This window comes from Brucella ciceri (genome assembly GCF_041930145.1).
In the GTDB taxonomy this organism is placed as follows: Bacteria; Pseudomonadota; Alphaproteobacteria; order Rhizobiales; family Rhizobiaceae; genus Brucella; species Brucella intermedia.
On the sequence record NZ_JBHEEV010000005.1, the window covers coordinates 183,346 to 208,318 of the forward strand.

Here is a 24,973-nt window from a genome sequence, read left to right on the forward strand (position 1 = left end):
ACATGATGGTGCTGAAATTGAACAATCAACGTAAAAGCGGGAATCCCAAGCCCGCCATTGCAGTAATAATGGGAGAAAACACCAGTGCCGGTGGAGATCGGTACGACATTTCGAAACATTATTTTGCAGCCATACACCGGGCTGGCGGCGTTCCATACGGCATACCCTACCTCTCAGATATAGTGGATCGGGTTACCCAGGAATTCGACGGCTTCTTAAGCATCGGTGCTCGAATAAAATTTCCCGATTCCTGGTACGTGGAAGGGGATCGGTCTGCTTTCCCATTTTCTGATCGTCTTGAAGTGGAAGTCGCCCTGATGAAGGGATTTCTTGCCAGGGATAAGCCTGTACTGGGCATCTGTAATGGGATGCAGATGCTGGGTTGTCTGAACGGCTGTCGGATGGTTTCGGACGTCCACGCGAGCCTGCCGAATGCAATCAATCACGATCAAGCTGATCTTCTGCATGAAGTTGCTGTTTCGGCGGGAACAAAAATGGCTGGAATATTGCAGGTGGACAAATTTAACGTGAATACGTTCCATCGCGAAGCACTTGTTGATATTTCCAAGGAGGTAACTGTCACCGCTCGCGGATCCGACGGCGTAATCGAAGCGATTGAAATTCCCTCACAATCATTTGCGATGGGAGTACAGTGGCATCCTGAATTATTTGGTACTGCCGAGCATCCCGGCAGCCGGCTATTTGACGCCTTCGTAAACGCCGCTGCGCAGCATTCTTGAAACAGGTTGGCTATGATAAGGCAGTCATCCGCAAACTGGATGATTTCTCTTGTCTTCAGAGAAGATCAGGCCTTTCCGGATGGGCTGAAGGGCTGTTGGCGACAGGAACAGTTGACGCACTCAACCATTGATCGCTTCGATACCTGATCTTCTGGCTCCAACTGTCAGCAAGCACCGCATGAGATGCGAGGCTCCCTCGCCTGTCGACCCTCCGCAAGGTTGTGCCTTCCATCCTCGTTGTCCATTGCCATTCTTTTGCCGCTCTGGCGATATTCCCGTTTTCACCAACTCGCCGGCAGTTCCTTCCACCGAGCCCGTTGTCACTTGTTAAAACAAGGCTAAGATCATGAGTCAGAATCCATTTTTGGTCGGAACGCTTGAACAGCCTACAATTGTCGTTCGTACCGGCCAAGACCAGCAGAACCCGCATATCGGCCTGCTTACTATTGACGAGTGGACTGTCAAATGCGCGGTAGGCCGCAATGGGTTGGTGGAGCCGCACCTGAAGCGCGAAGGTGATGGAAAAACACCCCGCGGTCGCTATCCTTTGCGTTATGGCTTTTACGATCCTGCGGTTTTTGGTGATGAACCACGCAGTTTCGATTTCCCCTTTTTGCCCAAGCCCGAAAACTACCGCTGGGTGGAAGATCCAGACAGTCCCTTTTACAACCAGCTGGTTTTTGAAACTGATGAAACCCAAGCCTCCCGTCGGGGTGAGCGGCTCTTCGATCTGATTATCCCTGTCGGATGGAATGATGCCCTGCCCGATGCACGCGGCGGTTCTGCAATTTTCATACATGCGGCCCGCCCCGATTTCAGCGGTACATCTGGCTGTGTCGTCGTTGCCCACGAACATCTGACGGAACTGGCGCGCCGGGTGCGCCCCGGAATGGTTATCGATATCGCATCGGTCGACGGGGCGCAAATGACCCTCGAACCCCGGGTGACAACCCCGCCCACCGCTATAGAGACAGTTACATTCCATGGCCTGAAGCCCGGTCCGCGCCTTATTGTGACCGGTTCTGTCCATGGTAACGAACCATGCGGCCCCCACGCCATCACACGCCTGATCCACGAGTTCCGCACCGGACAAAGGGGCCTGGAATGCGGCACGGTGACCTTTGTGCCGGTTGTGAATGGACTTGCCTTTCGTAACGATACCCGCTTCGGCGATCGCAATTTCAACCGCAATCTTTCCGAAGCCGCTATCCCCCAGGATAACGAAGACCGCGTGGCCAATGTCATCTGTCCGTTGCTGCGCGCCCACGACGTGCTGATCGATCTTCATTCCTTCAGTTCAGAAGGTCCACCGCTTGCTCTCATGGGGCCACGCAACAACAACGGAACGCTCGAACCTTTCGCGCATCAGGAGGCGGAAGAAAAGCTCGCCAAGGCGCTTGGCCTTCCAATCATTATCCATGGTTGGCTTCCAGCGCACGAAAAGGCACTTGAGCAGAAACGTGAAGCGGGCGTCACCGAAGGACTGTCGTCCCTGCATGCCATCGGCACCACTGAATATATGCGGTTTGCGGGGGGCTACGGCGTGACTGTCGAATGCGGTCAGCATCTCGATCCCAACGGACCACAAGTCGGTTATGATTGTGTCGTCAACGGAATGGCGTCGCTCGGCCTGATCTCCGCACAGCCAGCCATGGTGCACCCGTCATCGGTGCTTGAAATCAGCGATGCTATTCTGGCCGATCACGAAGATGATCACTTGCTGAAGCAGTTTGCGGCTGGCGAAAAAGTTGAAAAAGGGGAAGTCATCGGGAAACGCGCCGACGGCAGCGACATTGTGATGCCATATTCAGGAGCAGTGCTTTTTGCCGGAACAACGGCACCCGTGCATACAGAACTGTGCTTTTTGTGCAAACCGAGTGATCGCCTGCATGCTTGAACGTCTGCGCAGCCAATAAATAGCAGAATCCAATTGTTGCCGACGCTGTAAAGCCAGCGTCGGCAAGTGGTGCATTGTTTATTCCGCGATGTCGACCTTCTCGAAGCGGTGCGACCCGAGTGGCTCCATAACGTAATTCTTCACGTTCTTGGACATCGGCAATACGACCGTTGAATGCGCAAGTGGAACCCATGGGGCTTGATAGATGGCGATTGCCTGTGCCTCCTGATAGAGCCTGGTTCGCTCATCCTTGTTAGAGCTCACTCTCGCCTTCTGCAGAATATCTTCCAGCGGCTTGTAGCACCAATTGGCGTTGTTGCTTCCACCGACGCCGGAGCAACTGAAGAAATAGCTGAGCAGATTGTCAGGGTCACCATTATCGCTGGTGCCTCCGAGCACCACCGCCCCGTCACGATCCTTGTCACGAGCCTTCTTGAGATATTCACCCCATTCGTAGGAGACGATCTCCACACCGACGCCGATCTTGGCGAGATCCGCCTGCATAAGCTCAGCCGCACGCCGCGCATTTGGCATATAAGGCCGGCTGACCGGCATCGCCCAGATTTTCATCTTGAGGTCTTTGACGCCCGCATCGTCGAGGAGCTTCTTTGCTCCATCAGGGTCGTAGCTATACCCCTTTATATCACCATTATAGCCCCACATACTGGGTGGCAGGACGCTTTGAGCAACCTGTCCCATGCCCTGATAGACAGCTTCCACAATTGCCTTTCTGTCAATGGCCATGTTCAGGGCGCGGCGTACTTCCACCTTGTCGAATGGAGCGTCCAGCGTGTTCATGGCGAGATAAGCCACGTTCAGTCCCGGCTGTTCCATAACAGTAAGGTTTGGATCGGCTTTCAGCCGTGCGACATCCGCCGGCGCGGGATAGGCTGCGATATGGCACTCACCTGCCTGAAGCTTCTGCATACGGGTGGCGGGGTCCGTCGTGATCACGAAGATCAGGTTGTCAACTTTGGGCGCACCGCCCCAATAGTCTGCATTGGCAGCAAAACGGATTGCTGCATTGGTCTGATAATCCACAAAACGAAACGGACCAGTGCCCACCGGCTTGCGGTCGAGATCCTCGCGCTGCCCGGCCTTCGCCAATTGCTCGGCATATTCTGCCGACATGATCGAGCCGAAGTTAAGGGCGAGCTTCGCCAGAAGGGATGCATCCGGCTGGTTGAGAACGAACTTGACGGTATGGTCATCGACTTTGACCACTTTCTTTATAATCACCGGCATGTCCATGGCGTTGAACATTTCCCAACCTGCGCCGACGAAATAATTGTTCCACGGGTGCTGCTTGTCGAGCTGGCGATTATAGGTGAACAGAACGTCGTCCGCGTTGAATTCACGGGTTGGCGTGAAGCTGTCGGTCGAATGGAACTTCACCCCCTGCCGCAACTTCAACGTATATTCGAGATTGTCGTCAGAGATGGTCCAGCTTTCTGCGAGGCCGGGAACGACGTTGGTCGTGCCGCTTTCGAACTCAGTCAGCCGGTCGTAGATCGTTTCGGCAGAAGCGTCCCATGTGCTGTTTGTCGTGTAGAGCGCGGCATCGAAGCCTTCCGGTGCGCCCTCGGAACAATAGACCAGCGTCTTTGCCATTGCCGGGGCTAGCGCTACGCTGGACAATGCTGCCGCCGCCAACAGTGACAGCAGAGTTTTGCGTGTTGTTTTCGACTTCATTTTCATTTTTGTTCCCACAATCGTGTTTTCTTTTCGAGTTGCCGTTTGCCCAGCAAGTTAGTCGGCTCGCCCTTCTGTTGTCGCGAGGCCGCGTCCAGGTGTCCAAACGGAATCCGGTTTGGTCCAGAGCACATCATTACGGATCAGTTTCACGAGTTCCCTTGCATGAAGATCGAGGAAACGCTCTCCCTTTTCGGCCGTGGCGCTGCGCGGATCTCCCCATGTTCCGGTAACCGGCGCACGCTCGGCAAAGGAATAGAAGCGCGAAACGTCTGCCGGTACGTCGACAGGATGCTGCTGATTGCCGAATGCCTGTCCGAACTTGTCCGTCCTCACGGCATCACCGACAATGGCAAGCATGACGGAAGCTTCCCCCTCACAGGCATGATGGGGTCCATTATCTACCTCGAAGATTTTTCGTGCTTCGTCGCCTGCCAGCATCCACGGTGTGGTGGCCACGATTGGCATCGCAAATTCAACAGCCAGTTCGCGGACAGCGACCGAAAGCGGATCGATATTGCCGCCATGTCCATTGACAATCAGGAGACGTGAAAACCCAAGTGTTTTCAATGATCTGGCTATGCATCGGATGACACGGCTGAAAGTATCGTAATCAAGCGTGATAGTGCCGCCAAACGGCAGGTGGTGTTCGCTCATGCCAAGCCATTGGCCGGGGAGGACAGCGACGGGAATCTCCTCAGCTACGAGACGCGCGGCGCGGATGGCGGCTGCCGAAGCGCTCGTCGTGTCAGTAATGACCGGCAGATGAGGGCCGTGCTGCTCAAGCGATCCCACAGGCAGAATAGCAAGGGCACCCGGCTTGCCTGCAATCTCGCGCAGGTCCGGTGCGGTCATACGTGCCCATTCAACTTCTTTCGTCATGTTCAGTCCTCTTTCCTTAATTCCAGATAAAGCCAAAGCGCAGGCGTCACCGCATCAGGTCTGATGGCCTCGGGCCTCGGTCGACAAGGTTCGTGTTCTTCCGTCCGGTTGTCGCAGGGCGACCTGGTCGAATTGGGCGATAACTGCACAGGAATGATTGGGAAATATGCGAACACGACTGCCGACAGGGGGCGGGGTGTCACTGAAACGAACGAACCCATGTTCTTCAGAAAGGCGTTCAATTTCCCACATCTCTGACGTGTCACCCCACACACTGACGGCCAGCCCAAAGCCGCCGCCACCAGAGCCGTGTGCACCAAGGTCGGATGAAAGGGATTTGGAACCTGCATCGATAATGAAATGATGGTCGTTGTGGGCAACAACGGTGGCAATGATGGAAAGCGCGATGTTATCACCCGATGCTATGCCAAGGCGAAGCGCGGTCCGGTCAAGGAAGGCGTAGTTTCCCGGCCGTATCTCCGTTATCCCGGACGGAATAGGCGCGCCGAGGCAAGTCGGTGTCGACCCCACGGATATTGCGGGGACTTCGACGCCCACCTCCTTCAACTGTTCTGCGAGGTGGAGGAGGGCCTGCGCTTCCGCATTGGCAATATTTGCCAGTTCTTCGGCGGACTTGCTGCCATAGGCATGGCCTGCATGGGAAAAAAGGCCTGCGAATGCAAGATAAGGGTGTTGTGCTATCTTTTGAGCCAGCACAACGGCGGCGGGGTCCTGCGGCTTGACGCCGACGCGCCCGAGACCGACATCGACTTTCAGAAAAACGCCAAGCTTTACATCATGTGCTTCTGCGGCAGCCCCAATCGCCTGAATGCCGATCTCGTGAGCGGCGATAAACATAAGCTCGGTATCTCGAATCTGCGCACTGCGTATCAGGCGACCGATCGAATCCGGTCTCACGATGGGATAAGCGAGGGTTACGGAGGGAATGCCGCCCTCGACAAAGACCAGCGCTTCATCCGGCTTGGAAGCAGTGACGCCAATTGCGCCAAGCTGAAGCTGGCGGTTGGCAATCATGAGGCTCTTGTGGGTCTTGATGTGAGGCCGCAGCCGCACCCCGGCTTTGTCCGCCTTTTGCTGCATCTCCTTCAGGTTGCGTATCAGCCGGTCTTCGTCGATTTCCACGTAAGGTGTCTGAATGTCGACGGGATAAGGACGGTTGAATGTTTCAATTGCCACTGCTGGTTCAGTCAAAGTTATCTCCGGCAATCTGACTGCAAGCCCCGTGCCTGCCAGTTTGTTCCACTGTACCCGAAAGTCATGGAACCAGATTTGCACAGCCCGGAGAGGCAATCAAATTATTTTCTTATAAGAAAATAATTTCCCTAAGATGCCGATGAGATTCAAGCCTTATCGAAGACGTCAATCCGCTTTGAATTTGATGGTTTGCGTATTGACCAGCGTAGAAACCAGTTCCGTTTCCGGCGTTGAACAGACACACAGGATCTGGGCGGGCTCTTCGCTCACGCTTAGATAACCGTGTCCAGTCATCGCATCAAAATAGGCGGAATCGCCTTTCTTGAGACGAAGAGGTGCATAAATTTCTGAGTGGAGTTCCAGTTCACCCTCAAGCACATAGATGAATTCCTCGCCCTTGTGCCGGATGAGCGGCCCAAATTCCTCAAGTGTTCGAGCGTGCGCCACAGCGAGGATCGGGACCATCGCCTTCTTGTAGATCTCCGTGCAAATATAGAGATAGTCGTAGTTCTGCGTGATGATCGAACGGCCGTCGCCGGACTTTGTGAATGTACGCCGGCCCATCACATTTGAAAGTTCATCCGGGGTGGCCACAGCGCCAAAAAGCTCTGCAATATCGACACCAATGCCCTGAGCAAGCTGGATAAGCCGGTCATATGTAAGCTGCATCTGGTTGTTCTCAACCTTCGAAAGGGTCGATACTGCAAGCCCGGTCATCGCGCTTACTTCAGCCAGGGTCCAATGGTTGCGGCTTCGGATGTCTCTCAGGATGTCGCCGAGGCTGGATTTCGCATCATTCATCCGAAGTTTTCCATTCGCTTGATCTCAAATTCGAGTGGCATCCCGATCAACTCTGTTTTCAAGAGGTATATCGCGTCACTGACATGAGCGCGTAATTTACATCTCGCCGTAAAGCAACATGATGCCCTACTGAGCCAGCGGATCCGCAACTCTCGGCCAGTATGGTTTTTCCAGTTTTGTGAAAGGCAAATCTTCGAAACGTGGTTGTAGCGCACCGGGAGCGCCAACATAGAGTATCTCGCCCGCAATAGGTTCGAAACCAGCCCGGAAATGGTTGCTCGATTTCACCACGACAATCTTCTTTTTCGAGGGATCAAGTCCGAGCCCTGTCATGCATTCGGGGTGAAATGTCTGCGTGCGGATGGTATTCAACACGATATCGATACTCCCCGCGCTGACCCAGACGGCCTCGCCGATGCCCAGCGGCGTGGGGCCAAACCGTTGCGTAATGTCCGAAGCAATCCGCCGGACCGTGACCGTGAGATCCAGCGGCGCACCCGACACTTCGCCGACCTTGCCCCCAATCCTCAACGCGAGAGAGGCGCCTTCTCCCGCTTCCCGGCACATCCGCACGGCGATCGGGTCCCAGTAAAGACAAGAGGCGACGTCTTCAATTCCGCGTTCAATAATGCGCCGCAGAATAAAAGTGGAATCGCCCGGGGCGCCCCCGCCAGCATTGTCTGAAACATCGGCCAAGACAACGGGACCATTTTTCGCTTCCAATGCACGGTCCAGCGCCTCATCGACGGACAAGTATGCGCCACGCATTTGCTCCCGTGCACTGTATATCTCTCGACCGAAGCTTTCGGCGATGTGAGCAGCCTTCTGCCGATCCTGGTCGGTGACAACGAGCATCTTCGCGCCCACATCCGCAACGTCACCCCATGGAAAACCATGGCCGAAGGAGACAGCCAGTACGCCGTCGTTCCCTTCCATCGCCTTCATCCGGTCCACAACTCCGCGCAACGGTTGCCGGTGCGGATGAAAGATGCTGATGAGGCGGCAGTCATAGACCGCCATGACAGGTTCGATTTCACCCGTGAGCGTTCGTTCCAGTATCGCAAAGAGCTGACGGGCTACGATCTCAATATCGGTGTGTGGATATTCCTTGTAAGTTACGATCATCGTTGCATTGTCGATCATGCGCTCAGTAATATGACAATGCAGATCCAGCTCGACAGCTATCGGAACATGAGCGCCCACAAGGCCACGTATATGGGAGATGAGGTCTCCTTCGACGTCATCATAACCGTCCGCAACGCAGGCACCATGAAGCGCAAGCATGACTGCGTCCACCGGCATTGCCGCCTGAAGATCATCAAGAATTGTTTTGCGGAAATGTTCGTAAACGGCGCGGGTGGTTCTGCCGCCAGGCTCGGCCACTGCGCAAAGACTTTCGACGACACTCCAACCTTTCCTTTCTGCGGCATCCCGCCAGACAGACAATTGCGATGAGCAGCAATTGAGTGGCTTCGAAGTGGCATCTCCATAAGCAATCAGGTTTTCAGTGAAAGCTTGGAAACCTGTCTGCATTGGCGAAAAAGTGTTCGTTTCGGTATCCAGACCGGCGATGAAGATTTTCATTATCGTCTCTTATTGTGCGTTCAAATTTTCCGATAATAAACATCGTCATTTCGCCCGGTCAACACAGCATGACCATCCTGGACATCCGTTGCAACAATTCATCCGGCTTGAAGCGCGCCCCAACTCTGGGCGCAGCTATGCCGCGAGCACCGAGAAATGCCAAGGACATCGACGGTAGCGCGAAGCGTCTTTCCTGCCGAAATGGAAAAGAATTCAGTCGCGTCGTAATAGAGAAATATTGCTCGCGAGCGCAGGGAACGTGGGCTTAAGCTAGGCGGCTCAGGCGAACGCATAGTGTCCCACAATGGCGATCATGGGCCTTCAGATTGTCTGACCGCATTCAGATACTGACTTGGGACGGAGCAAGGGCATCACGATAGCATCGGCCAGCTTGGCCTGATGATCTCTGCCAAGCTTCAGCGAGTGTAAGAACAGGATTGATCATAGTCAGCGTCAAGACCGCCAAAATGCTTTACAATCGGTCCTTCTGTCCTTGGGGAGACTTTGGAGATGCGGTTTTCAGGGAAAGATCGATCGAAGACAATCCTTCTGGTCTTTGCCGTCTGCGGACTTGTGCTCGGGCTGGGCTTTTACTTTTCGGGTTACTCCTACGGTGCACGGCTGATCTGGGCTATCGCCACCCTGCCTGTACTGGCGACTTTGCTCGCCGAAATTCTCAGGAGTTTATGGCGAGGGGAGTTCGGGCTGGATATCGTCGCGGCGATGTCCATGTCGGCCGCTCTGGCATTTGGGGAAATGCTGGCGGCCTCGATTGTCGCGCTCATGTATACCGGCGGAGCTTTCCTTGAGAGCTTTGCCGAAGGGCGGGCACGCCGTGAGATGCATGCCTTGCTGTCCCGCGCGCCCCGAACCACAATGCGTTATATTGATGATCGTCTCGAGGATGTTGCCGTTGACACGGTTCGTCCGGGCGACCGGCTCCTGATCCGTCAGGGAGATGTTATCCCCGTCGACGGGCGTATCGCTTCCAACAGGGCCTTCGTAAACACCTCGGCACTGACGGGAGAAGCACTTCCGATCTCGCTAGCCCAGGGGGCCGATGTGCTGAGCGGATCGGTCAATGCCGGCGATGCCTTCGATATCGTTGCCAGACACGAAGCGAAGGACAGCACCTATGCGGGCATCGTGCGCCTCGTGGAAGAGGCACAGGCTTCCAAAGCCCCGATGTCGAGACTGGCGGATCAGTGGTCTATCGGTTTTCTGATCGTAACCATCGTAATCGCCTTCGCAGCGTGGTGGTTCACGGGCGATCCGATAAGGTCGGTCGCCGTTCTCGTCGTTGCCACCCCATGCCCGCTCATTCTGGCGGTGCCCGTCGCGCTTGTTGCCGGGCTATCGCGTTCCGCTCATTTCGGGGTGCTGGTGAAGGGTGCTGGTCCGCTGGAGAATATGGCTCGCATCGTTACGCTGGTGCTGGACAAGACCGGAACGCTGACTGATGGCCGTCCGCAAATCACCTCGATCCACCTTGAGCCGGGATTCGGTGAAGACGAGATATTGCGGCTCGCTGCTTCCCTTGACCAGGTGTCGAAACACCCGATGGCACAGGCGCTTGTACTGGCCGCTCAGGAACGCGGTATAGATCTTGTATTGCCGACCGACGTTAGCGAACTGGCGGGGGACGGCGTGGCTGGCCGGGTCGATGGCAGAAGTGTCATCGTCGGCGGGCACAGCTTCGTTGCAAGACAAGCCGGCGCAAAGCTGGTCGAAATTCCCGGCACTGAAGCGGGAGCAGCGCTGGTGGCAGTCGCAATAGACGGCGCTGTTGCGGGCTATATAGTCATGGCCGACCCTTTGCGCGGCGATGTGGCCTCTACGCTAAAAGGTTTACGCAAGGATGGTGTGAGGCGCATTGTGCTGGCGACGGGCGATCGCGCTGCGGTGGCCAGACGCGTCACCAAGGGTTTGGGGCTCGATGCCATCTACTGCGAACTTTCACCCGATCAAAAGGTGCTGACCGTTCTCAGCGAGCGCAAGTATGGCCCCGTGATGATGGTCGGCGACGGCGTGAACGACGCACCTGCGCTCGCCGCGGCGGATGTCGGCGTTGCGATGGGTGCAAGGGGAGCGGCTGCCTCTGCCGAAGCCGCCGACATCGTTCTTCTCGTCGACAGAATAGGCAGGCTGCGGACCGGCATAGAGATCGCGAAGCGATCAAGGCGCATCGCCGTCGAAAGCGTTGTGGCAGGCATCGGCCTTTCAGTGATCGCCATGATTGCAGCAGCGTTCGGCTATCTGTCACCCGTTCAGGGTGCGTTGCTACAGGAGGTGATCGATGTCGCTGTCATTCTCAATGCGCTTCGAGCACTGAAAATCTCGCCAGCCATCGGCTGAAGAGCGTTGGAAACCGGATCGATGCGAAACGAAGTTCGATATTCTTTCCATACATGCCCTCGGTTCCGGCCGCGAATAATTCCACAAGAGGAAGCATCAGGCCGATACGGCCTGATGCATGTGGTTTCAACAATGATAAGGAAGCTTCACTCGAAATCTGCCGGCAGCACATCAGCCGGAATGTTCTGATAACTGACGGGGCGCAGAAAGCGGCGGATGGACATGGTTCCAACGCTGGTTGCGCCGAAATTCGTGCTGGCCGGATAAGGCCCGCCATGCACCATCGAATCGACCACTTCCACACCGGTCGGGAAACCGTTGGCCAGAACGCGTCCGGCCTTGCGTTCCAGAACCGGCAGAAGCTTGCGGGCTGAAGCGGCATCGTCCTTGTCCATATGCAAGGTTGCCGTCAGCTGGCCTTCAAAACCCTTGGCCAGATGCACCATGTCGTCGACCGACTTGACGCGGACCACAACGCCGAGCGGGCCGAACACTTCCTCGCCGATGGTGTGATCGCCGAGGAAGGCGTCCCCCGTCGTCTCATAGAGATTGGGCGAGGCTTCGCGGCCCTTGCTTTCCGTCGTCAGCACAGGCTTGACGGAGTTGCGGCTGTCGAAATGCGCTTTGCCATCCTGATAAGCCTTGGCAATGCCATCGGTCAGCATGACCTGCGGCGCGACCTTTTCCAAAGCGCTGCGGGTGGATTGCACAAAGCTGTCGGCGTCCGATCCGTCGATAACCACGGCGATGCCCGGATTGGTGCAGAACTGACCGGCACCCATGGTCAAGGACGCGGCCCAGCCTTCGCCCAGCGACGGCGCGCGGGTCTTCATGGCTTCCGGCAGCAGGAACATCGGATTGACCGAGCCAAGCTCGCCGAAGAAAGGAATCGGTTCCGGGCGCTGTGCGCAAAGATTGAACAGAGCGCGGCCACCGCCAAGCGAGCCGGTAAAGCCGACAGCCTTGATCAGCGGATGCGTGACCAGCGCTTCACCGACCTTGCGGTCACCACCCTGAATGAGACTGAACACGCCCTTGGGCATGCCGGTCTTGATGAGGGCGGCATGAATGGCCTCGGCGACGATCTCGCCGGTCCCGGGATGGGCGGAGTGGCCTTTCACGACGACCGGGCAGCCTGCGGCAAGGGCGGCTGCCGTGTCACCGCCGGCGGTAGAGAAAGCGAGGGGAAAATTGGATGCGCCGAAAACGGCAACCGGGCCAATCGGACGCTGCATCAGCCGGATTTCCGGGCGTGGCGCTGGCTTTCGGTCCGGCAGGGCCTCGTCAACGCGGCGATCCAGATAGTCACCCTTGCGGATATGGGTGGCAAAAAGGCGGAGCTGGCCGGTGGTGCGCCCACGCTCGCCTTCAAGTCGGCCCGCCGGCAGGCCGGTTTCCTGCGTGCCGATTTCCGTGATGGCGGCAGCGCGCGCTTCGATTTCGTCGGCGATGGCCTCAAGGAACTGAGCGCGCTCTTCGCGGCTTGTGTAACCATAAGTCCAGAAAGCATCTTCCGCCGCTTCGCAGGCGCGCGCCACAAGAGCAGGCGTGCCGACCGCAAATTCATGCGATGAACCCGTCGCAGGTGTCGAGGCGAATGTCGCCTCCCCCGCCACCCATTCACCGGCGATCAGATGGCATCCGTGCGGCTTGAAAATCATTGTCATTTCCATTTCTGATGAGTTAATGAAACCATAATATGTATTTGAAGATGGCGGTCAATACGTCATACGACTTTCATATGCAGTCTTGTTCTGCATAATCAGAATTGCTACACGATTGAAGCACAACCAAGGAAAGTTTGCGGTGACGAACAAAGACAAGGACACATCCCGTTCAACTGGAAATCTTGTCGCCAAAGTGAGTGAACAGCTGCGGCGATCCATACAGTCGGGCGAAATAACGCCCGGGACGAAGTTGCCGAGCGAAGCACGGCTTACTGAATCCTTTGGCGTCAGTCGCACGGTCATTCGCGAAGCAATCGCAGCCTTGCGGGCCGACCGGCTGGTGGAAGCAAGGCAAGGTGCGGGTGTCTTTGTGCTCGAGCCGCAGCCGCCTGAAACAGTTCCCTTCCAAAACCTTGACTATGAGCGCGTTTCTTCCGTCATAGAACTCCTGGAACTACGCACCGGAGTGGAAGTCGAGGCTGCGGGACTTGCCGCCTTGCGTCGTTCGCCGCAACAGGAAGAAGCCATCATCAATTGTCACAGGCAGGTTCTGGCCTGCCTCGAATCCGGTCAATCCACGAGCGAGGCAGATTTTGCCCTGCATCTTGCCATTGCAGATGCCGCCAACAATCCGCGCTTCCGCGAGTTTCTGGCAATGATCGGCAGTGGCGTCATTCCCCGTGCAGCACTTCAGTCGGGTGCAGACACCAGTCCCGGTGATTATATCGCCCATTTGCATAGGGAACACGCGCAGATCATAGAGGCCATATTCAACGGTGACGAGAACGGTGCGCGTGATGCCATGCGCCGGCATTTGAAGGGCAGCCAGACCCGCTATCGGGCCATTCTGCAGAGAGCGCCATAACTTATAATATAAGTTGTTGACACTTATCATCTGAATCGGGTAGGTCCTATGTGTAGTTTTCCAGAAGGGATCGACACATGGAACCGCAACTAATCAAACAGAAACTGGGCGCTGGCCTGCTCTCGTTTCCGGTCACGCATTTTGATGTGGAAGGGAATTTTGCGCCTGAAAGCTATAAGGCGCATGTCGAATGGCTTTCGGGTTTCGACGCGCCCGTGCTGTTCGCAGCAGGAGGTACGGGTGAGTTTTTCTCCTTGCGACCCGACGAAATTCCGGCAATCGTCTCAGCCGCCAAAGAGGCTGCGGGCGGCAGCAATACGGCCATCGTTTCTGGTTGCGGCTATGGCACCGAGGTAGCCATCGAGATTGCGAAATCAGCAGAAAAAGCCGGTGCCGACGGAATCCTGCTTCTGCCCCATTATCTGATCGATGCCCCGCAGGAAGGGCTCTATGAGCATGTCAAGCGCGTCTGTCAGTCAATCGGTATCGGCGTCATGGTCTATAACCGTGACAATTCGGTTCTTCAGGCTGACACGCTGGCCCGCCTTTGCGATGCCTGCCCTAACCTCGTCGGTTTCAAGGATGGCGTCGGCGACATCGGTCTGGTTCGCCAGATTACCGCAAAGATGGGCGACCGGCTGACCTATCTCGGCGGCATGCCAACGGCGGAACTCTTCGCCGAAGCTTATCTTGGCGCGGGCTTCACCACGTATTCCTCGGCGGTTTTCAACTTTGTTCCGGGCCTGGCGGTGGAATTCTACAAGGCATTGCGAGCAGGCGAACGCGCAAGCTGCGAGCGCATCCTCAATGAGTTCTTCTACCCGTTTATGGCGATCCGCAGCCGTCGTAAGGGCTATGCTGTTGCCGCAGTCAAAGCCGGCGTTCGCCTGCAGGGCTTTGCTGCCGGTCCGGTTCGTGCCCCTCTTTCCGATCTGACCAGGGAAGAAGAAGGCATGCTTGAAGCTCTGATCGGCAATCATGCCCGCAAGCAGGCCGCCTGAAACCTTGACTTGAAGACAGAAGCCGCAGCTCTTGGCTGCGGCTTTTTTGATGCCTCACATCAGGGAAGCGACCATTTCCCTGAGACGCGTGCAGGCTTTGACCAGTTCTTCTTCCGAAGCCGCAATCGACAGGCGGATGAAGCCCGGGGCTCCAAAGGCAATACCGGGCACACTGGAAACGCCAAATTCCTCAAGCAGATATTTCGCTACGTCCGTATCGGTTTGAAGAACATTGCCCGCACCGGTTTTGCGGCCGAAAAGCTTTTCGACGCCGATGAAAGCATAAAAGGCGCCGTCGGGCTTGAGGAAATCGATATCCGTAATTTGCGCCAGATGGCCGGCCACCAGATCGGCGCGGCGGCTGAAGATTTCTGCGGCCTGCGCAACAAAGGCCTGATCACCGTCAAGGGCTGCCTGTGCCGCCGCCTGCGCGATAGAGCATACGGAGGTCACGCTTTGCGATTGCATCTTGTTGATCGCGGCAACAAGTGCTTTGGGTCCTGCGGCATAGCCGACGCGCCAGCCCGTCATGGCATAGGTTTTGGAGACACCGTTGACAATGAGAGTGCGTTCGCGAAGCTGCGGACATGCGGTCCCGAAAGAGATGAAAGGCACCTCGCTTAACAGGACATGCTCATAGATTTCATCGGAGAGAATGAGAATGCGCTCGTGCTTTTCGAGAATATGGGCCAGTTGCGCATATTCATCTTCGCTATAAATGGCGCCTGTCGGATTGGATGGGGAATTGAGCATCAGCCAGCGGGATTTGGGCGTGATTGCCGCTGCAAGCCGGCTCGCGGTCAGTTTGAAACCAGTTTCCGGTCCGCAAGGCACGAAGACCGGCTTGCCGCCATGCAACGCGACAATATCAGCATAGGATACCCAGCATGGCGTGGGGATGATCACTTCATCCCCTTCTTCCAGCGTTGCCAGAAACGTGTCGAACAATATCTGCTTGGCACCGTTGGCCACGGTCAGTTCATCGATGCTGAATTCAAGCTGGTTGTCGCGACTGAACTTGACAATGATGGCCTTGCGAAGCGATTCCGTGCCAGCGGCCGCACCATAACGCACGCCGCCGGCTTTCACCGCCGCATGGGCGGCATCCAGAACGTGGGTGGGCGGTTCAAAATCAGGTTCCCCTAGAGAAAGATCCACAATGTCCCGGCCCTCGGCGCGCAGTTTCCTGGCGGCCATGGAGACGGCCATGCTGGGAGACGCCTTGATGCCCGATGATCGGCGATTTTCATACTGCATGGGAATACTCTTTTATTGGTCAGATGAAAGAAGCCGCCCTCATGGGGCGGCTTCCGATGACGTTCAGGACTATCCATTCACCACATAATCAAAATCCCGGTCGCGTTTGACGGCTTCCGCATCACGCTTGTCGTGGGAGCCATAACCGCCACCTCCGGGCAGTTGAAGGATGAGCGTGCGACCGGCAGGTACATGCTGGCGTCCCTTGGCGTTCAACACCGTGCCATCGTCGAGAAGGACCGCCCCGGCGGCTCCGTTCTCTCCCCCTTCGCGGCCGCGCGGTGGGTGCTTGATGCGGTCGAACATTGCGTTGAAGTAAATCTCGTGTCCTTCGGTTGGAGCGATTTCCACCACCTGACCAAGGCCACCGCGGAACTGACCGGCACCACCCGAACCATCGCGCAGTTCCTTGCGCCAGAAAATGACCGGCCCGACATGCTCGGTTGCTTCAATCGACATCGAATGCACGCCGCTTGGAAAGGCCGTGGCGTTCAACCCGTCCAGATGCGACCGCGCGCCGGTGCCCCCGCTGTTGAACAACAGCACTTCCGCACGGTGGCCTCCGTCCCTCGGCGCATCCTTGCCGGTGAGCGGGCGTGCGCTGACATGCAGGTTCCAAAGCGCGCCGGAACCTTCGGCGGGCACTTTTCCCGGCAGCATCTTGTGGACGGCACCGAGCACTGCATCGGGCACCAGATGGCCCAACACGTGGCGCACTGAAACGGGAGCCGGACGCTGCGCATTCAGGATGCAGTCTTTCGGCGCAGTCACCTTGAACGGCAGCAATGAGGCATGGTTGTTGGGAATTTCCGGGGCGAGCGAGCATTTCAGGCCATAGCAGGCATAGGCGGCAGAATAGATCAACGGACAGTTGATGCCCTTGGGGCTCGGTGCCGATGTACCGGCGAAATCCGCAAGGATATGATCGGCATGCACGTCTATCCGCACGGCAATGTCGATTGGATCGCCGTAACCGTCCACGCGCATCACGTTGGAGTAGGTGCCGTGCGGCAGGCTGGCCAGGCGTTCAAGCGTCGCATCATAGCTGCGCTTGAAGATGAAATCGGCCAGGCCTTCCAGATCATCGAGCTGGAATTCATCCATCATGTCCATCAGGCGGCGATGACCGATTTCATTGCAGGCTGCGAGCGAATAGACGTCGCCGACGACCTGATGGCTTTCGCGCACATTGTTTCGCAGTATATTGACGAGGTCCTTGTTGACCACACCGCGCTCGGCAAATTTCATGATCGGCACGAAAATGCCTTCTTCATAAACTTCGTTCGCATCCGGGCCGAAGCCGCGTCCGCCAACATCGACCACATGGGCCGTACAGGCAAAGAAGCCAGTCAACTCACCCTTGCGGAAGCTCGGCGACACGACCGTGAAGTCATGCAGGTGGCCCGTGCCTTTCCATGGGTCGTTGGTGATATAGACATCGCCCTCGTAGATGTTTTCGCGACCTATGTCGTTGATGAAGTGGCCGACCGCTTCCGCCATGGCATTGACGTGGCCGGGCGTACCGGTCACAGCCTGCGCGATCATGAGGCCTGCGCGGTTGAAGACACCTGCAGAAAGGTCGCCGGATTCACGCACGCTGGTGCTGAAGGCGGTACGGATCAGAGTGACGGCCTGTTCCTCGACAACGGAAATCAGGCGGTTCCACATGATCTGCATATGAACATCGGAAATGGGTTTCTTTGTCATGTGAGACGGCTCCTTGGAGCATTTCCAGCAAAAGCGTGAAACGGTTTTGCGTTGGATAATGCGATAAAACAAATAGTTAGAGCGGTTCCGGGGATTCTGTCAGAACAGGAACCGCTCTAGGCAGCCTTGGCGCGTAGCAGCAGGCATCCATCGGCCTGCATGATCGCTTCGCGGCTGGAGGTCACAACGGTCGAGGTTTCGCGTTCCGTGATGATGGCGGGACCGGCAATCCACTCGCCCGGCTTCATGGCTTCGCGCTCGACGATCGAAGCTTCCAGGAAGCGTTCTTCGAGAACGTCGAACACCTGACGCGTGGCGGATATGGCGGCCTGCTCCTGTTTCTGGACCGGCTTTGCGGGGGTCGGGGCAGCGGCGTCTGCGCTTGCGCGCAAGGACCAGCTGACGATCTCGACATCGAGATCATCGATCACGCGGCCGAAGAACCGCTCGTAGCATTCGTCAAAAAGCGTGCGGAACAGCACCGCGTCCGCATCGCTGTAATCGCGGACTTCAATCGTAACCGGCACTTCCCAGCCTTGTCCGGCATAGCGCATGTAAGCGGTGCATTCGAGCGTCGGGTCTGCGTCAGGCGCGCCTGATCGAACGAAGGAGGTTGCTTCCTCCACCAGTTCCTTGATGACCGCATTGATGGCTTTGCCTTCAAAGCGGCTCAGGCGGCTGTATGCACTGCGTACCGATTCAAAGCCGAAGGGCGCACGCAGGAAACCGATGGCCGAACCAACACCGGCTCCGGGGGGAATGAGAAGATCGGTCACGCCGAGTTTTTCACACAGGCGCGCTGCGTGAACTGGAGCGGCACCGCCGAAGGCGATCATGGTGAATTCCGACAGTTCCTTGCCGTTTTCAACCGCATGCATGCGTGCGGCATTGCTCATGTTTTCATCTACCACTTCGCTCAGACCATAGGCGGAAGTGGCAATGTCGGAACCAAGCTTGGAGCCGATATCGGCATCCATGGCTTTTTCCGACGCAGAGCGTGAGAGTTGCATCGTGCCGCCCGCAAATGTATCGGGGTCGAGGCGGCCCAGAATGACATCGGCGTCGGTAACGGTTGGATGGGTGCCGCCGCGATCATAGCAGGCAGGGCCGGGTTCCGATCCCGCGCTGTGCGGTCCGACGCGGATCTGGCGCATGGAATCGACGGTTGCAATCGAGCCGCCGCCCGCACCGATCTCCACCATTTCGATCACTGGAATGGAGATCGGCATGCCGCTTCCCTTCTTGAAGCGATAGGTACGCGCCACTTCAAAGGTTTTGGAGGTTTTGGGCATCTGCTGCTCGATGAGGCAGATTTTTGCGGTCGTGCCGCCCATATCATAGGAGACGACCTGATCGAGCTTGTGATTGGCGGCAATGTGGGCCGCGAAGATCGCGCCACCGGCGGGGCCGGATTCGAGCAGGCGAACAGGAAATTCGATGGCGCTTTCAATGCTGATGATACCGCCGCCCGAATGAATCATGAAGACAGGCGCAACAAGGCCCTCTTCGCGAAGACGTCCGACAAGCCGGTTGAGGTAAGATGCCATCAGCGGCTTGACGTAGGCATTGGCGCAGACAGTGTTGAAACGCTGGAATTCGCGCATCTGCGGCGAGACTTCGGAGGAAATCGATACGGAAAGACCGGGCTTTCTGGCGAGAAGACGCTCGCGGAAACGGCGCTCATGCTCACCATTGAGATAGGAATGGATGAAACCGACGGCCACACTTTCGTAGCCTTCCGCGATGATGCGGTCGCAAAGCGCATCGACTTCCTTTTCATCGAGCGGCTTCAAAACCTCGCCACGGGCGCCGATGCGTTCGTTAACAACCAGCCGGTCGTTACGCGCAACAAGCGGCGCGGGCAGCACGATATCGAGATCATATTGCTCGAAACGGCTTTCCGTGCGCATTTCAATCACATCGCGAAAGCCCCTGGTTGTCACGAGTGCGGTTTTCGCACCGCGTCGCTCAATCAGTGCATTGGTGGCAAGCGTCGTTCCGTGAATGACAGTGTCGATCTGATCAAGCTTCACTCCAGCATTTTCAGCCACTTCCCGAATGCCTTTGATGATGGCATTTTCGGGAAATGCATAATCCGTCAGCACCTTGGTTGAATGGAGGGTGGAACCCACTTCCATTGCCACGTCGGTGAAGGTTCCGCCGATATCGACACCCACCCTGATCAGTTTGCCATCTATCGTCATTTTCTGCTTAACTCCCAGAAAGATATCCCGGAAAGGGACGAGTACGTTGCGTGCTGTCACGGCTTGGTTCAGGCACGTGTTTACCGGTTCCCGCAAAAGGCCTTGCGGGTTCATGTCATTGGATACTGGAGACTTTGGATGTTCCGGTGCGTTTCACCCGCACCGGGGAACCTTATGTGCTGGCGTTATTGCTTGCCGATGAAATCCACCCCTTCAAGCGTGGTTGGCAGCTTCGGACGGTCGACGCCGATCCACTTCTTATAAAGCGTATCCAGCGAACCATCTGCATTGTGGCGCGTCACGAAATCATTGAGAAAATCGAGCATGGCCTGATCGCCCTTGCGCACTGCCATGGCCTGGATATTGTCCGCTGCCTTGTATTTGCGAACATATTTGTCACCATTACCTGTGCTCTCGATCACAAGGCCGTAGGTGAGACTTCCGAGGATCGCATCAACCTGGCCCGACAGAAGCGCCTGCACGGTGGCGGCGTCGTCGTCAAAGCCCTTGATTTTTGTTCCCGCAGGGGCTGCCTTCTTGAGGATCGGCTCGAAAGCGCTGCCGCGATTGACGCCGATCGTGTATTTGGCGAGATCCTCGTTGCTGTTGATTTCGGCGTCCTTCTTCCCCCAGACCGTGATGTCATTGGCCGAATAGGGAAGCACGAACTGGATAACCTTTGCGCGCTCGGGCGTGATCGTCATCGAGGGCACCAGAAAATCGACCATGCCGTTGGTCAGCAGCGGAATGCGGTTCTGTCCTGTCACGCGCTCGAACTTGACCTCCACTCCCAGTTCCTCGGCAATAAGATTGGCCACATCGATGTCAAAGCCACCATTCTTGCCGTTCTCATCGATGAAGCCCCATGGAAACTGATCCATCTGCACGCCGATGACGGCCACGCCCTTGGCCTTGATTTCCTCCGGGCTTGCCGCTTCAGCCGCACCAATGGACAAGGCCGATGCGACGAGGCTGGTTGCAAGGCTGAGTGCGATCGCGGAACTCTTGAAAACTGCGTTGATCATGTTCTTACCTCTGGTTTGTTTTATCGTTGACTAGCGTGTGGCGTTCAGCCGCTTTTCGATCCGGGCGCTGTAGTAAGTGAGTGGCACACAGATGATGAAATAGATGAGCCCCACGGTGCCGTAGACCTTCATCGGCTCAAAAGTGATGTTGGCCATCAACTGTCCTGAACGGGTGAGTTCAGTCAGTCCGAGCAGTGCTGCCAGCGCCGTTCCCTTGATCAGATTGACCAGAAAGCCGATCGTCGCCGGAAGGCCAATGCGAAAGGCTTGCGGCAGCACGACATCCTTCATGCGATGGAAATAACCGATACCGAGCGCACGGGCAGCCTCGTCCTGTCCGGTGGAAACAGCCTGGATGCTGCCGCGCCAGATCTCTCCCAGAAAAGCACTGGCATGCAGCGACAGGCCAATGATCAGCGCCACCCAGATGTCGACGCGGATACCCAGGATGGGCAGGCCGAAATAAACGAAGAACAGCTGGATCAGCAGCGGTGTACCCTGGAAAATCTGGATATAGGTCGCCATCAGATAGCGCAGCCATCTTTTCGCGGATGTGCGTCCCAGTGCTACGACCAGCCCGCCCATCCCCCCGAAAGTGAAGGCAAGGAGGGAGAGAATGACGGTCCATTTAGCGCCGTCGAGAATGAAGAGAAATTCGGAGAAACCAAAACTGCGGATCATCTTGGGACCTCACTTCGACGGGTAGGAAAAATAGGTCCTGCCGATGATTTGCAGAACGATCGAGAAGAATTGCGACAAGGCCAGGTAGATGACGCCGAGCACGAAATAGATTTCAAAGCTGCGGAAGGTTTCCGAATCTATCATCTGTCCGACATAGGTCAGTTCTTCCGCGGAGATCGACGCGACAAGGCTTGAATTGAGCATCATGAGGATGAACTGGCTGCAAAGCGCGGGATATACAGCGCGTATGGCCGGGCGGAAGATGATGAACCGGTAGATGTCGAAGGTATGAAGCCCGAGCGCCTTGCCAGCTTCGATTTGGCCCGCCTTGATCGATTCCACGCCGCCGCGCACGATTTCTGCCGCATATGCCGCGCAATTGAGCGTCATGGCGAGAATGGCCGCCTGTTCAGCGGAAAGGGTCACGCCCAGCGAAGGCATGCCGAAGAAGATGAAGAATAATTGCACCAGAAACGGTGTGTTGCGGATCAGTTCGATATAGCCGAAGGCCGTGAGCGAAATCACCCGCACCGAACTCATCCGCATCAGCATGAAGACGATGCCCAGCGCGAGGCCGAGGACCATGGAAATGGATGAAATCTTCAGCGTCTGGATCGCACCGTTGAGGAGCGCGGGCCAGGCTGCCAGGACCGGTCCCATGTCGAATGTGTATTGCATCAAATTATTCTCCCGCTCGCGGCCGGTTCCCCTTTGTTTTTTAGTGGTTCAGAATCTGGCCTAGAAACGCCTTGGCGCGCTCGTGTCTCGGATTGCCGAAGAATTCGGCTGGCGGCGCGCTTTCGATGATCTCGCCGCGATCCATGAAGATGACGCGATGAGCGACCGCGCGGGCAAAGCCCATCTCATGGGTCACACAGATCATGGTGATACCGTCGTCAGCGAGACTGATCATTGTGTCCAGCACTTCCTTGACCATTTCAGGATCGAGCGCGGAAGTCGGCTCATCGAACAGCATGATCTTCGGACCCATGCAGAGTGCCCGCGCAATGGCGACGCGTTGCTGCTGACCGCCGGAGAGTTGCGCCGGGTATTTTTCGGCCTGCTCGGCGATATGAACGCGCTTCAGGAAATGCATCGCCTTTTCCCGGGCTTCGGGAAGCGAGTTCTTGTGCACGCGGCGCGGCGCCAGCATGCAATTTTCCAGCACTGTCATGTGCGGAAACAAGTTGAACTGCTGGAATACCATGCCGACATCGCGGCGAATATGATCGACATTGGCGCCAGTATGTCCCAGACGGGTGCCATTTACATCGATGATACCGTCCTGGATTTCTTCCAGATAATTGATGCAGCGGATCAGTGTCGACTTGCCCGATCCGGATGGACCGCACAGCACGATATGCTCACCGCGGTCGACCTCCAAATTGATATCCTTGAGAACATGGAGCTGGCCATACCATTTGTTGACCCCATTCATCGTGATGGCTTTGTCAGACATCTCATTCTCGCTTCGTCTATATTTGCAAAAGGAAGTTGGCGCTCAAGGCTGGACTTCAAAGATGGCGTCCACCTCGACGGCAAAACCGCGCGGCAGGGAACCTGCGCCAAGGGCTGTGCGGGCATGATGCCCCTTCTCCCCAAGCACCGCGATCAGAAGATCGGAAGCACCATCGATCACTGCCGGATGATCCTTGAAATCAGGCACGGCGTTCACAAAGCCCCGCAGTTGCAGACAGGCGGAAATGCGATCGAGATCGCCATCGAGGGCGGCCGCCGCCCGCGCCAGCAGATTGAGCGCACAGACGCGCGCTGCCTGGTAAGCCTCCTCGACATTCATGGTGCTGCCAACCAATCCCAGATAGCAGTCAACGCCATCGACACGCGGCACCTGACCAGAGATATACAACGTATGACCACTCAGCCTGTATGGTACATAGGCGCCACTCGGCGCCCCCACTTCAGGCAGGATAAGACCCAGTTCCTTCAGTCTGGCTGAAACCAGTCCCATTCTGTTTCCCCTTATTCTCGCCGGAACGCACATATGACCGGCGGGCGCATACGTCCGTTCAAGACCATTTGAGAGCACGTGTTCTATCACCCGGTCCATGAGGCTGGAGGATTGGGCCCTCGCACTTGGTGCCAACGCGCCGTTCCGACCGACAACCTCAGAGTTTCGTCAAGTGATATTATGACTTGGCCCTTTGTTATGATGATAGGTTTGCTAAAATATTATCACTTGTCAAGATGGATATTTTTGGGAACGACATGATGCGAAGCCAGCGGCGAGATCGCCATTTAACATAATACTTCCAATAATCTAACAGCACTCGACCGTGCCATACGCATATTATCCGTCAAAAAAATCATGGTGAAAATTTGCGCCCCATGACCCTCATCGCCGAAAATTAGTAATACCATTCTGCGAAAGAGAGGTTACACCCAGGGGCACAATTCTGCATATTAACCCGATAAGATAATATCTCTATATGAGTGATATTATCTTGTAATTCTGTTCAGGCCATCGTATCAATGACAGACAACCTGATCGGCCAACTGGAACTGACGGACATTGAAGACGCTTACCGCACGGACGATTGATAATCTTAGGGCCTTCATTCGCGATGGGGATTTTAAAACCGGGGACAAGCTGCCTACGCTGGTGGAGCTTGGCGAGACGCTTGGCGTCAGCCGCACGGTCATCCGTGAAGCCATTGCAGAACTTCGCTCTGATGGCCTGCTGGAAGTGAAGCACGGCGTCGGAGTTTTCATCCGCGATTTCGAAAGGCTGCGTTTTTCAGGCGACGATGTTTCGCCGCTTGAACCTTTGGCAAGGTTGTCGCTGCCCTTCATGGATCTGCTGGAATTGCGCATGGCCTTTGAGGTTCATGCTGCGGGATTGGCCGCGCAGCGGCGCTCCTGGGCGCAGGAGGCCAATATGTGGGAAGCGCTCAAAAAATTCGAGGCGTCCGTGGACGATGAGGCCGCGCTCGATGAGTTGGATTACATCTTTCACCGTTCGATTGCCGAGGCGACCAACAATCAGGCCTTTATCGAGTTTTTCAGCGTCATGAGCCTGAAGATCCTCCCCCAGCCAGCATTTTCTAGCGATCTCAATCCTTCGTTGATTACACCCGACTATATCCGCAATAGCGTGACTGAACATCGTGCAATCTGCGAAGCTATCAGTGCCGGGAATGCGGAGGCCGCTCGCGAGGCGATGCAGGCGCACCTCGCCCGCAGCCACCAGCGCTATCGCGGTTTCAACGGCAGCATAGGCTCCCCTCTCAGCAATGTGACAGAGCTTTGAACCGCCGCAATCTATGCTGCATTTCCTCTATCCGATCATGCGCTCGTTGCATGAAGCCGAACTCCATTGGACACGGCCAGAGGCTTCTACCGCCAAGTCAATGTCCTTGGCGGTAGAAACAGTGCTGAATAA

At 56.3% G+C, this 24,973-nt stretch carries 21 protein-coding genes; 7 read left to right on the top strand and 14 right to left on the bottom strand.

The genetic code is table 11. The annotated features are described in order from the left end of the window. Positions 1–2: 2 nt before the first annotated feature. The 3 genes from JNC63_RS11830 (at position 3) to JNC63_RS11840 (ending at position 2,637) form a co-directional block, all read left to right on the top strand. The gene (locus JNC63_RS11830) at positions 3–740 is read left to right on the top strand and encodes a gamma-glutamyl-gamma-aminobutyrate hydrolase family protein (protein ID WP_235691685.1); all 738 of its coding nucleotides are present in this window, start codon (positions 3–5) and stop codon (positions 738–740) included. A gap of 127 nt (positions 741–867) precedes the next feature. Beyond that, entirely contained in the window at positions 868–1,071 is a 204-nt protein-coding gene (locus JNC63_RS11835; protein WP_075041748.1) for a hypothetical protein, read from the top strand. A gap of 15 nt (positions 1,072–1,086) precedes the next feature. After that, entirely contained in the window at positions 1,087–2,637 is a 1,551-nt protein-coding gene (locus JNC63_RS11840; RefSeq protein ID WP_063621214.1) for a L,D-transpeptidase family protein, read from the top strand. A gap of 78 nt (positions 2,638–2,715) precedes the next feature. Here the strand turns inward: JNC63_RS11840 and JNC63_RS11845 are convergent, their stop codons facing one another. From JNC63_RS11845 to JNC63_RS11865, 5 genes are all read right to left on the bottom strand, one after another. Further along, positions 2,716–4,329 carry an ABC transporter substrate-binding protein gene (locus tag JNC63_RS11845; protein ID WP_063621279.1) on the bottom strand — a complete coding sequence of 538 codons (1,614 nt, stop codon included), beginning with the start codon at positions 4,327–4,329 and terminating at the stop codon, positions 2,716–2,718. A 57-nt stretch (positions 4,330–4,386) separates the two neighbouring features. Further along, complete coding sequence (locus tag JNC63_RS11850) at positions 4,387–5,211, bottom strand: creatininase family protein (protein WP_006470762.1); 825 nt, start codon at positions 5,209–5,211, stop codon at positions 4,387–4,389. Between the two features lie 54 nt (positions 5,212–5,265). Further along, the gene (locus tag JNC63_RS11855) at positions 5,266–6,423 is read right to left on the bottom strand and encodes an alanine racemase (protein ID WP_039853400.1); all 1,158 of its coding nucleotides are present in this window, start codon (positions 6,421–6,423) and stop codon (positions 5,266–5,268) included. Positions 6,424–6,591: 168 nt separating this feature from the next. Continuing rightward, positions 6,592–7,227 carry a helix-turn-helix domain-containing protein gene (locus tag JNC63_RS11860; RefSeq protein ID WP_006469614.1) on the bottom strand — a complete coding sequence of 212 codons (636 nt, stop codon included), beginning with the start codon at positions 7,225–7,227 and terminating at the stop codon, positions 6,592–6,594. 126 nt (positions 7,228–7,353) lie between these two features. Continuing rightward, on the bottom strand, positions 7,354–8,811 hold the full coding sequence (locus JNC63_RS11865) for a M81 family metallopeptidase (RefSeq protein WP_006469613.1): 1,458 nt from the start codon (positions 8,809–8,811) through the stop codon (positions 7,354–7,356). A gap of 510 nt (positions 8,812–9,321) precedes the next feature. Here JNC63_RS11865 and JNC63_RS11870 point away from each other — a divergent pair. Then, complete coding sequence (locus JNC63_RS11870; protein WP_006470764.1) at positions 9,322–11,166, top strand: heavy metal translocating P-type ATPase; 1,845 nt, start codon at positions 9,322–9,324, stop codon at positions 11,164–11,166. 146 nt (positions 11,167–11,312) lie between these two features. Here JNC63_RS11870 and JNC63_RS11875 read toward each other — a convergent pair whose 3' ends face one another. Then, complete coding sequence (locus tag JNC63_RS11875) at positions 11,313–12,827, bottom strand: aldehyde dehydrogenase (NADP(+)) (RefSeq protein ID WP_006470765.1); 1,515 nt, start codon at positions 12,825–12,827, stop codon at positions 11,313–11,315. Positions 12,828–12,972: 145 nt separating this feature from the next. Here JNC63_RS11875 and JNC63_RS11880 point away from each other — a divergent pair, with 145 nt between their 5' ends. Together JNC63_RS11880 and kdgD are read left to right on the top strand one after the other, a co-directional pair. After that, positions 12,973–13,698 carry a FadR/GntR family transcriptional regulator gene (locus tag JNC63_RS11880; protein WP_006470766.1) on the top strand — a complete coding sequence of 242 codons (726 nt, stop codon included), beginning with the start codon at positions 12,973–12,975 and terminating at the stop codon, positions 13,696–13,698. A gap of 77 nt (positions 13,699–13,775) precedes the next feature. Next, positions 13,776–14,699 (top strand): 5-dehydro-4-deoxyglucarate dehydratase, encoded by a 924-nt coding sequence (gene kdgD / locus JNC63_RS11885; RefSeq protein ID WP_006469608.1) that lies wholly within the window; start codon positions 13,776–13,778, stop codon positions 14,697–14,699. Between the two features lie 54 nt (positions 14,700–14,753). Here the strand turns inward: kdgD and JNC63_RS11890 are convergent, their stop codons facing one another. From JNC63_RS11890 to JNC63_RS11925, 8 genes are all read right to left on the bottom strand, one after another. Continuing rightward, positions 14,754–15,956 carry a pyridoxal phosphate-dependent aminotransferase gene (locus JNC63_RS11890; RefSeq protein WP_006469607.1) on the bottom strand — a complete coding sequence of 401 codons (1,203 nt, stop codon included), beginning with the start codon at positions 15,954–15,956 and terminating at the stop codon, positions 14,754–14,756. A gap of 69 nt (positions 15,957–16,025) precedes the next feature. Then, the gene (locus JNC63_RS11895) at positions 16,026–17,663 is read right to left on the bottom strand and encodes a hydantoinase B/oxoprolinase family protein (RefSeq protein ID WP_006470767.1); all 1,638 of its coding nucleotides are present in this window, start codon (positions 17,661–17,663) and stop codon (positions 16,026–16,028) included. Between the two features lie 116 nt (positions 17,664–17,779). Beyond that, positions 17,780–19,867 (bottom strand): hydantoinase/oxoprolinase family protein, encoded by a 2,088-nt coding sequence (locus JNC63_RS11900; protein ID WP_006470768.1) that lies wholly within the window; start codon positions 19,865–19,867, stop codon positions 17,780–17,782. 185 nt (positions 19,868–20,052) lie between these two features. Continuing rightward, the gene (locus JNC63_RS11905; protein WP_006470769.1) at positions 20,053–20,892 is read right to left on the bottom strand and encodes a transporter substrate-binding domain-containing protein; all 840 of its coding nucleotides are present in this window, start codon (positions 20,890–20,892) and stop codon (positions 20,053–20,055) included. 30 nt (positions 20,893–20,922) lie between these two features. Further along, a complete protein-coding gene (locus JNC63_RS11910) occupies positions 20,923–21,573 on the bottom strand; it encodes an amino acid ABC transporter permease (protein ID WP_006469605.1) in 651 nt (216 codons plus the stop codon). 9 nt (positions 21,574–21,582) lie between these two features. Further along, positions 21,583–22,251: an amino acid ABC transporter permease gene (locus JNC63_RS11915; protein ID WP_006470770.1), complete on the bottom strand. Its 669-nt coding sequence runs from the start codon at positions 22,249–22,251 to the stop codon at positions 21,583–21,585. Between the two features lie 40 nt (positions 22,252–22,291). Then, entirely contained in the window at positions 22,292–23,032 is a 741-nt protein-coding gene (locus JNC63_RS11920; RefSeq protein WP_006469603.1) for an amino acid ABC transporter ATP-binding protein, read from the bottom strand. Between the two features lie 42 nt (positions 23,033–23,074). Beyond that, positions 23,075–23,542, bottom strand: a complete 468-nt coding sequence (locus tag JNC63_RS11925; protein WP_039853397.1) for a RidA family protein — start codon at positions 23,540–23,542, stop codon at positions 23,075–23,077. A gap of 561 nt (positions 23,543–24,103) precedes the next feature. On the opposite strand from JNC63_RS11925, the gene JNC63_RS11930 reads away from it, so the two are divergent. After that, positions 24,104–24,841, top strand: a complete 738-nt coding sequence (locus JNC63_RS11930; RefSeq protein ID WP_006469600.1) for a FadR/GntR family transcriptional regulator — start codon at positions 24,104–24,106, stop codon at positions 24,839–24,841. Positions 24,842–24,973 lie beyond the last annotated feature (132 nt).

Bases quoted from the DNA above. Each gene is read 5' to 3' on its own strand.
- JNC63_RS11830 (WP_235691685.1), top strand. From the start codon at position 3: ATGATGGTGCTGAAATTGAACAATCAACGTAAAAGCGGGAATCCCAAG.
- JNC63_RS11840 (WP_063621214.1), top strand. From the start codon at position 1,087: ATGAGTCAGAATCCATTTTTGGTCGGAACGCTTGAACAGCCTACAATT.
- JNC63_RS11845 (WP_063621279.1), bottom strand. From the start codon at position 4,329: ATGAAGTCGAAAACAACACGCAAAACTCTGCTGTCACTGTTGGCGGCG.
- JNC63_RS11850 (WP_006470762.1), bottom strand. From the start codon at position 5,211: ATGACGAAAGAAGTTGAATGGGCACGTATGACCGCACCGGACCTGCGC.
- JNC63_RS11860 (WP_006469614.1), bottom strand. From the start codon at position 7,227: ATGAATGATGCGAAATCCAGCCTCGGCGACATCCTGAGAGACATCCGA.
- JNC63_RS11865 (WP_006469613.1), bottom strand. From the start codon at position 8,811: ATGAAAATCTTCATCGCCGGTCTGGATACCGAAACGAACACTTTTTCG.
- JNC63_RS11870 (WP_006470764.1), top strand. From the start codon at position 9,322: ATGCGGTTTTCAGGGAAAGATCGATCGAAGACAATCCTTCTGGTCTTT.
- JNC63_RS11875 (WP_006470765.1), bottom strand. From the start codon at position 12,827: ATGATTTTCAAGCCGCACGGATGCCATCTGATCGCCGGTGAATGGGTG.
- kdgD (WP_006469608.1), top strand. From the start codon at position 13,776: ATGGAACCGCAACTAATCAAACAGAAACTGGGCGCTGGCCTGCTCTCG.
- JNC63_RS11890 (WP_006469607.1), bottom strand. From the start codon at position 15,956: ATGCAGTATGAAAATCGCCGATCATCGGGCATCAAGGCGTCTCCCAGC.
- JNC63_RS11895 (WP_006470767.1), bottom strand. From the start codon at position 17,663: ATGACAAAGAAACCCATTTCCGATGTTCATATGCAGATCATGTGGAAC.
- JNC63_RS11900 (WP_006470768.1), bottom strand. From the start codon at position 19,867: ATGACGATAGATGGCAAACTGATCAGGGTGGGTGTCGATATCGGCGGA.
- JNC63_RS11905 (WP_006470769.1), bottom strand. From the start codon at position 20,892: ATGATCAACGCAGTTTTCAAGAGTTCCGCGATCGCACTCAGCCTTGCA.
- JNC63_RS11910 (WP_006469605.1), bottom strand. From the start codon at position 21,573: ATGATCCGCAGTTTTGGTTTCTCCGAATTTCTCTTCATTCTCGACGGC.
- JNC63_RS11915 (WP_006470770.1), bottom strand. From the start codon at position 22,251: ATGCAATACACATTCGACATGGGACCGGTCCTGGCAGCCTGGCCCGCG.
- JNC63_RS11920 (WP_006469603.1), bottom strand. From the start codon at position 23,032: ATGTCTGACAAAGCCATCACGATGAATGGGGTCAACAAATGGTATGGC.
- JNC63_RS11925 (WP_039853397.1), bottom strand. From the start codon at position 23,542: ATGGGACTGGTTTCAGCCAGACTGAAGGAACTGGGTCTTATCCTGCCT.